8 protein-coding genes are annotated in these 7,620 nt (G+C 46.3%); 1 reads left to right on the top strand and 7 read right to left on the bottom strand.

Annotated features, from left to right (window positions below):
- The 7 genes from mnmG to rpmH form a co-directional block, all read right to left on the bottom strand.
- On the bottom strand, positions 1-1,106 hold a 1,106-nt coding region (gene mnmG, locus ACJMLT_RS07000; protein ID WP_405728599.1), incomplete at its 3' end, for a tRNA uridine-5-carboxymethylaminomethyl(34) synthesis enzyme MnmG.
- Positions 1,107-1,381: 275 nt separating this feature from the next.
- Positions 1,382-2,770 (bottom strand): tRNA uridine-5-carboxymethylaminomethyl(34) synthesis GTPase MnmE, encoded by a 1,389-nt coding sequence (gene mnmE, locus ACJMLT_RS06995; RefSeq protein ID WP_405728596.1) that lies wholly within the window; start codon positions 2,768-2,770, stop codon positions 1,382-1,384.
- Between the two features lie 378 nt (positions 2,771-3,148).
- Entirely contained in the window at positions 3,149-3,766 is a 618-nt protein-coding gene (jag, locus tag ACJMLT_RS06990; RefSeq protein ID WP_405728593.1) for an RNA-binding cell elongation regulator Jag/EloR, read from the bottom strand.
- On the bottom strand, positions 3,766-4,800 hold the full coding sequence (locus tag ACJMLT_RS06985) for a YidC/Oxa1 family membrane protein insertase (protein WP_405728590.1): 1,035 nt from the start codon (positions 4,798-4,800) through the stop codon (positions 3,766-3,768). Before ACJMLT_RS06985 ends, jag begins: the two co-directional genes overlap by 1 nt.
- A gap of 48 nt (positions 4,801-4,848) precedes the next feature.
- A complete protein-coding gene (yidD, locus tag ACJMLT_RS06980; protein ID WP_405728587.1) occupies positions 4,849-5,076 on the bottom strand; it encodes a membrane protein insertion efficiency factor YidD in 228 nt (75 codons plus the stop codon).
- Positions 5,069-5,473 carry a ribonuclease P protein component gene (gene rnpA / locus ACJMLT_RS06975; protein WP_405728584.1) on the bottom strand — a complete coding sequence of 135 codons (405 nt, stop codon included), beginning with the start codon at positions 5,471-5,473 and terminating at the stop codon, positions 5,069-5,071. The genes yidD and rnpA overlap by 8 nt, the downstream gene beginning before the upstream one ends.
- A gap of 90 nt (positions 5,474-5,563) precedes the next feature.
- Complete coding sequence (gene rpmH, locus ACJMLT_RS06970) at positions 5,564-5,698, bottom strand: 50S ribosomal protein L34 (protein WP_405728582.1); 135 nt, start codon at positions 5,696-5,698, stop codon at positions 5,564-5,566.
- Between the two features lie 644 nt (positions 5,699-6,342).
- Between rpmH and dnaA the strand changes: the two genes are divergently transcribed.
- Positions 6,343-7,620, top strand: a 1,278-nt coding sequence (dnaA, locus tag ACJMLT_RS06965) for a chromosomal replication initiator protein DnaA (RefSeq protein WP_405728579.1), incomplete at its 3' end; no start/stop codon positions are given.

Below are 7,620 nucleotides of genomic sequence, written 5' to 3'. Positions count from 1 at the left end.
GCGGAGAACAGACCGGGGAAATCCTTGAATTCCAGAGACAGTTTCAGCTGGGTCGCATCGATACAGTCATATTCGATGGCATAGGCAAAACGGGTGATTTCGCAGTTTTCCAGACCGGGGATGGTTCTGTACATGGCGATCTGCACATCTTCCGGCAGGGAAGAACTCATACCCTGAATATACATTTCTTCTGTATTTTCGCCTTCAGGCTCTACGAAAATCTGATGTCTTTCCTTATCGGCAAAACGAACGATCTTATCCTCGATGGAAGGGCAATAACGAGGGCCAGTCCCTTCGATGACACCGCCGAACATGGGAGAACGGTGCAGGTTATCACGGATGATCTGGTGTGTTTTTTCGTTTGTATAGGTCAGGTAGCACAGAGCCTGCGGTTTTTCGATATCTTCGGGCTTATTCTCGAAGGAGTAAGGCACGATATCCTCGTCACCGTACTGGGGCTGCATTTTATCCAGATCCAGAGAGTTTTTGTTCATTCTGGCAGGGGTACCTGTTTTGAAACGGAACAGATCTACGCCCATTTCTTTCAGTCTTGCGGAAAGTTTTGTAGCAGGCATCAGGTTATTGGGGCCGCTTTCTGTAATATGTTCCCCTGTCAGACAACGGGCTTTCATGTATGTACCCATACACAGGACAACAGCCTTACACCGGAACACCGCACCGGCCGCGGTTACCACGCCGCTGACCTTGCCGTCCTCCATGAGGATATCTACAATCTCCGCCTGTTTGATTTTTAAGTTAGGTGTGTTTTCCAGACGGTGCTTCATTTCCACCTGATAAGCGATCTTATCGGCCTGGGCACGCAGGGAATAAACCGCAGGGCCCTTGCCTGTATTCAGCATTTTTGTCTGGATATAAGTCTGGTCGATGACCTTGCCCATTTCGCCGCCCAGTGCGTCGATTTCACGCACCAGATGCCCTTTGGAACTGCCCCCGATGGAAGGGTTGCAGGGCATCATGGCAATACTGTCCAAAGAAATGGCAAACATCACCGTATTCATGCCAAGACGGGCGGAAGCAAGTGCCGCTTCACAGCCGGCATGACCGCCGCCGATGATGGCGACGTCAATGGTTTCTGCATAATACATATTCTAATTCCTCTTTTCTGGGATAAATAAACTAAATTTTTCACTAATACTTTATTTTACCCGAAAAATATCGAAAAAACAAGACCTTGGAGCTCTGCCCCAACTCCCCGCAAGGGGGTCACCCCCCATTGGGGTTCTACCCCTAGGCCAGCGGCGTTGCCGCAATGCTTGACCCGATTTGAACCAACAATTTAAAATTGTTGGTTCGTTTAAAGTTTAAGTCAAGCCTTTTGAAAGGCTTGTGGGGGTATTGGGGGCAAAGCCCACAGGGTCTTTTATTTACCCAGACAGAACTTCGTAAAGATACGATCGATAATTTCATCATCACTGGTATCCCCTGTGATCTCGCCCAATGCTCTGTTGGCATCCTGCAGATCCAGAGAAATGAAGTCCTCCGGCATACGCATGGTGATGGTTTCCATGCAGTGCTCCATGGCTTCTTTCGCACGGTACAGGGCATCTTTGTGTCTGGTGTTGCCCAGAAGAGCATCATCGGCACTGGCCGCATGACCGTCCAAAAACATATTTTTCAAGGCATCGATGAGGGCATCAAAGCCTTTGTTTTTCTTTACAGAAATGAACAGGATCTGTTCTTCGGGAATATAGGTTTCCAGCTCTTCCATGGACAGTTTCTGCTCCAGATCGACTTTGTTCAGCAGAACGATGGTCTTTTTATCTTTGATGAAGGACAGAATTTCCTTATCCTCCGCCTCCAGCGGACGGGAACCATCCAGCATCATAATCACAAGGTCTGCCTGTTCCGCATAAGCCTTGGATTTTTCCACGCCCATACGCTCTACCACGTCGCCTGTTTCGCGGATGCCTGCAGTATCTACGATCTTGATGGGAATACCGTCAATGTTCAGATATTCCTCTACGGTATCACGGGTAGTACCGGGAATATCCGTTACAATGGCACGGTCTTCTTCCAGCAGCCAGTTCAGCAGGGAAGATTTCCCAACATTCGGCTTACCGACAATAACAGTCTGCAGACCTTCTCGGATGATCTTACCTCTGTCCGCACCTTCCAAAAGTTTATCCATGGTTTCCAACAGTTTGCTTGCGCCTTTTTCCATGTTGCTGTAGGTTTCATCCTCGATATCATAGTCGGGATAGTCAATAACCGCTTCGATGGACGCGATCATATCCAGAATTTCATCACGCATTTCCCTTACGGCTGTTTTCAGTCGCCCTTCCAGCTGATTTACCGCCGCCTGACGGGAAAGCTCTGTTTTAGATTCGATCAGGTCGATGACCGCTTCCGCCTGTGTCAGGTCAATACGGCCGTTCAGGAAGCTTCTCTTTGTAAATTCCCCGGGCTGGGCGATTCTCGCACCGGCCTTCAGCACTGCCTCCAGCACCTTTCTTGTGACCAGAGAACCACCGTGGCAGTTGATCTCCACGATATCCTCTTTGGTATAGGTATGGGGCGCTTTCATGACGGAAACCAGAACTTCGTCAATGATCTCGCCATCCAGATCTGTGATCTTGCCGTAGGAAAGTGTATGTGTCGCTTTTTCTGTCAGTTTTTTCTTGCCGATGAAGATCTTGTCCGCAATCTCGATACAGCCTGTACCGGTCATTCGTACGATACCGATACCGCCAACACCCATGGGCGTGGAAATCGCCGCAATCACATCATCCAGCATATATTCTCTCTTCATATTTTACCTCCTTAAGACCGTGGGGCGCTGCCCCACTTCCCCGCAAGGGACCAGTCCCTTGACCCATTTTGCAGAAACGATCGTTTCTGCGGGGAAATGATTATTTACACGCCGAAGGCAAATAAAATTTAGGTCAAGCCTTTTTATAGAGTAGTCGGGAAGATGCCCGACCCACCGAAGGTGGCTTTGCGGAGCAAAGTACTGACAGGGCTTGTGGGGTGCGGGGGCAAAGCCCCGCATGTCTTGCCATTAAGCGGGTTTTTGAAGGGGTCAGGGGGAACTTTTCCCAAGAAAAGAAAGTTCTCCCCTTTCTTTATTCCATAATAAAATAATAAAACGAAAACCCGATGTATTCAACAACGGGTTTCCAAATTTTCATTATTTCAATGTGATAACAACATTTCTGTAAGGTTCTTCCCCTTCGGAGAATGTTGTAACGAATCTGTCATTCTGCAGTGCGGAATGGATGATTCTTCTTTCATAAGGGTTCATGGGTTCCAGAACCACATTTTTCTTTGTGTGTTTTACTTTTTTCGCCAGGTTGAATGCCAGAGATTCCAGTGTTTCTTTTCTTCTCTGTCTGTAGTTTTCTGTATCCAGCATTACGCTGATGTAGTAAGGGCTTTTCTTATTTATTACCAGATTTACCAGATACTGCAGTGCATCCAGTGTCTGACCTCTTTTACCGATCAGGATACCCATATCGTCACCTGTCAGTTCCACAAACAGGTGTTTTTCTTTCAGTTCTGTTTTGATTTTTACGATCAGGCCCATGGACAGGAACACTTCTTTCAGGAATGTTTCTGCTTCTTTTTCAGGGTTGAAGTTTTTCTTCACCAGAACAACAGCATCCTTGCTGCCGAACATACCCAGAAAACCTTTGGAGCCTTCGTCGATCACAGTGATATCTACTTCTTCTCTTGTTGCGCCCAGTTCTGCCAGTGCAGCTTCAATGGCTGCATCAACGGTTTTTGCGCTCTTTCTGATTTCTTCCATTATTTCGCTGCCTCCTGTTCGAATTTTCTTCTATAATATTTTACCAGGATCACCTGCTGAACGATACCAAACAGGTTGGAGATTGTCCAGTACAGACCCAGACCGGCAGGCATTGTAATGGAGAACACACCCATCATGATGGGCATTGTGTACAGCATTGTTTTTGTCATTGCTGCTGCAGGGTTGTTGGGATCCATGCTCTGAGGGTTCATCATGTTCATGATCTTTGTCTGCAGATATGTTGTCAGACCCGCAGCGATGGGGATGATGATGCCGGGGAAGCCCAGACCTGCTTTTGTTACCAGAGGGATGGTCAGGAAAGTTTCGATGTCATTTTTTGTTGCCAGCAAAGGCGCCAGTTCGCTGCCGGCAGAACCCAGATTCTGCAGAACAACGTTCCAGTCATCTGCTTTCATGTTGCCAACCAGCATAACGATGTCGTTTACCTGGCCCATGTCGAAACCATCTTTGATGAATTCCATATTTTTATAAGCATCTACAAATTCCTGTGCAAAAGGCTGGAATACTTCCATTCTCAGGGAAACAGGAATATTGAGGATGGCATTTGCGATTTCAGTGTAGTTTGTGCCGATAGCATCTACATAAACGTATGCATTCTGGAACAGATAGAACAGTGCATACAGGATGGGCAGCTGGATCAGCATAGGCAGACAGCCGCCAACCATGCTCGCGCCGTTTTTCTTCTGAAATTCCTGCATTTCAAAAGCCATACGCTGCTGGGACATCTGGTCTGTTTTGCCTGCATACTTCGCTCTGATCTTATTCAGTTCAGGCTGCAGCTGCTGCATTTTAAAAGAAGATTTCTGCTGTTTCACCATCAGAGGGAACAGGATGATCTTTACGATCAGCGTAAAGATGATGATTGCCAGACCCAAAGAGCCTGTGCTTGTGTTGCTGTGCAGTAAGTTGAACAGCATGTTGTAGATCTGACCCATCAGATCGGCGATGGGACCGATGATCACACCGGGTTCTCTTACGGAAGGCAGCGCTTCCAGTAAATAGGAATTGAACATTTTTTCCTCCTTAAAACAAACAATAGAGATTTTTGCCCCGAAGGACGCTTATTTTTCTTTCTTCTCAGGTACGGGATCATAGCCACCTTCATGAAAGGGGTGGCATTTCAGCAGTCTCCGCACGGCAAGATACGTGCCCTTTATCGCACCGAAACGGGTAATGGCGATATACGCATATTGAGAACATGTGGGAGTAAACCGACAGCATGGTCTGAAATGGGGCGATATCGCTACCTGATAGAATCGGATGAGCAAAAGAAAAAGTTTCTTAAACATTTTCGTTCCCTTCTTCTTTGCCCGCTTCTTTTTTATCCTGACGGTCCTTTCTTTCAGACGCGCTCAGCAGAAGCGATTGTTTTTTGAAAAGATGCCGCAAAGAACGGCACACCTCATGATAGGAAGCATCCGCACAGGAAACCCTTGCAATGACCACCAGATCGTAGCCGCACTTGAGTTCTTCTTCCATACTGCGGTAGCTTTCGCGGATGAGACGTGTCACATGGGAGCGGACAACGCTCTTGCCCACTTTTTTGCTGACGGAGATCCCCAGCTTGTTCCCCTGTGTTCCGTTTTTGAACATATATAATACCAGATGACGGTTGGCGATGGATTTCCCCCTGTGATACACATGACGGAACTGAAAATTCTTTTTCAAAGATTCTGTAAATTTCACCTGACCAACCCTCCTTTGCGGCCCGCGTAAATTTTTCTCCATGACGAACAAAAGGCCACACTGACTGCGGCCTTAATAAACATGAAAAGATTATGCGGATAATACTTTTCTACCTTTTTTTCTTCTTGCAGCAAGCACTTTTCTGCCGTTTGCTGTTCTCATTCTTTTTCTGAAGCCGTGTTCTTTGCTTCTCTGTCTTTTCTTAGGCTGGAATGTCATTTTCATGGTTGTTGCACCTCCTTCTGAATTTCAAGGCTAAATTGCCCTTTTTTTGAGCACTGCATCTATTATAGTGAAAAAGCAACGGCTCGTCAAGAAAAATTTATCAGAGAATATTGATTTTATCAGCTTTTTTCCACATTTCCACAGGGAAAGCTGTGGAAAAAAAATTTTTAAAACGCATATTTAGAGACTGAATGAGATCCGATTTACTATATATTGTAGTTGGAACGACAAAATCCCCGCAGATATCACAGGAAAAGATTTTTTCACAGACTTTTTTTATTGAACCTGTGGATAACTTTTGATATACTTATGACAGTAATGTCCTTTCCCCGATTTCACAGGTTCCACAGGGTAAAAGATTATGTTATCCACAAACTGTTGATAACCCTGTTGATAACTTTTCAAACCTGTGAAAACCGCTGTTGAAACAGGCTCTGCGTGACGGTCGGAAAAGCCTTTTCCTGCAAGGGTTTGCGGTCTGTGGGGATTTTGTGAAAAAGGACAATGGAAAATCTGTGTATAACCGAAAAAATCGATTTTATCCACCGCTGTTTTACACAGCGTTATCCCGATGTACTGTGGATAACTTTCCACAGCTGTCATTGCAAAAAACAAAAACTTACTGAGAAGGAGGTCAAATTTGTATGGAACTGAAACAAATCTGGGAAGAAGCTCTGAAGATCATCGAAGAAGAAACTTCTCCCGTCAGCTTTGAAACCTGGATCCAGCCCATCATCCCCTGCGGAATGGAAGGAAATCAGGTCATCCTGCAGGTAGAAAACGCATTTTTCAAGGAAATGCTGGAAAAACGCTACCTTTCTTTTATCCGTAACGCCATCAAATTCGTCACCAAAAATGAATATGACATCGTTCTTCTGACAGAGGAAGAACAGAAAGCCGGTACTTTCGGCAAACATAACCTGTCCAAGGAAAAAAAGGCAGACCGTGCCAACCGTAACCTGAATCCCAAATATGTTTTCGACTCTTTCGTTGTCGGCAACAGTAACCGTATGGCCCATGCCGCATCTCTGGCAGTTGCGGAAAGCCCCGCCCAGGCCTATAACCCCCTGTTTCTGTACGGGAACTCCGGTCTGGGGAAAACTCACCTGATGCATTCCATCGGTCATTTCATTCTGGATAAAAACCCCGATGCAAAGGTGCTGTATGTCACCAGCGAAACCTTCACCATCGAGCTGATCAATTCCATCCAGAACAATAAAAACGAAGAATTCCGCAATAAATACAGAAATATCGATGTACTGATGATCGACGATATCCAGTTCATCTCCAAAAAAGAAGGTACACAGGAAGAATTCTTCCATACCTTCAACGCACTGTACGAATCCAGCAAGCAGATCATCATTTCTTCCGACCGTCCTCCCAAGGAAATCAAGACATTGGAAGACAGACTGCGCAGCCGTTTCGAATGGGGCCTGATCGCAGACGTACAGCCCCCCGATTACGAAACAAGGATCGCGATCCTGCGGAAAAAAGCGGAACGCGACCATATCACTGTGCCCGATGACGTCATGGCATATATCGCGAAAAATATCGCGTCCAATATCCGTGAACTGGAAGGCGCGCTGACACGTATCGTTGCTTTTGCGACCCTGACCAATCAGGATATTTCCATTGCACTGGCGGAAAACAGCCTGAAGGATATCTTCAGCGAAAATGCATCCACACCACTGACACCGGATCTGATCCAGCAGGTGGTGGCGGAGCATTATAACATCCGCGTGGAAGATATTCAGGGCAGCAAAAAACCGAAAAATATCGCTTTCCCCAGACAGGTATCCATGTATCTTTGCAGAAAGCTGCTGGATATTTCCCTGCCGAAAATCGGCGAAAGCTTTGGCGGCAGAGACCATACAACAGTCATCCACGCCATTACAAAGATCGAAAAACAGCTGGAAACAGAC

The sequence above is a fragment of the Anaerotignum sp. genome (assembly GCF_045122575.1).
In the GTDB taxonomy this organism is placed as follows: domain Bacteria; phylum Bacillota; class Clostridia; order Lachnospirales; family Anaerotignaceae; genus Anaerotignum_A.
Note: the sequence above shows the minus strand (reverse complement) of the source record. Positions and strands in the feature narration are given on the sequence as shown.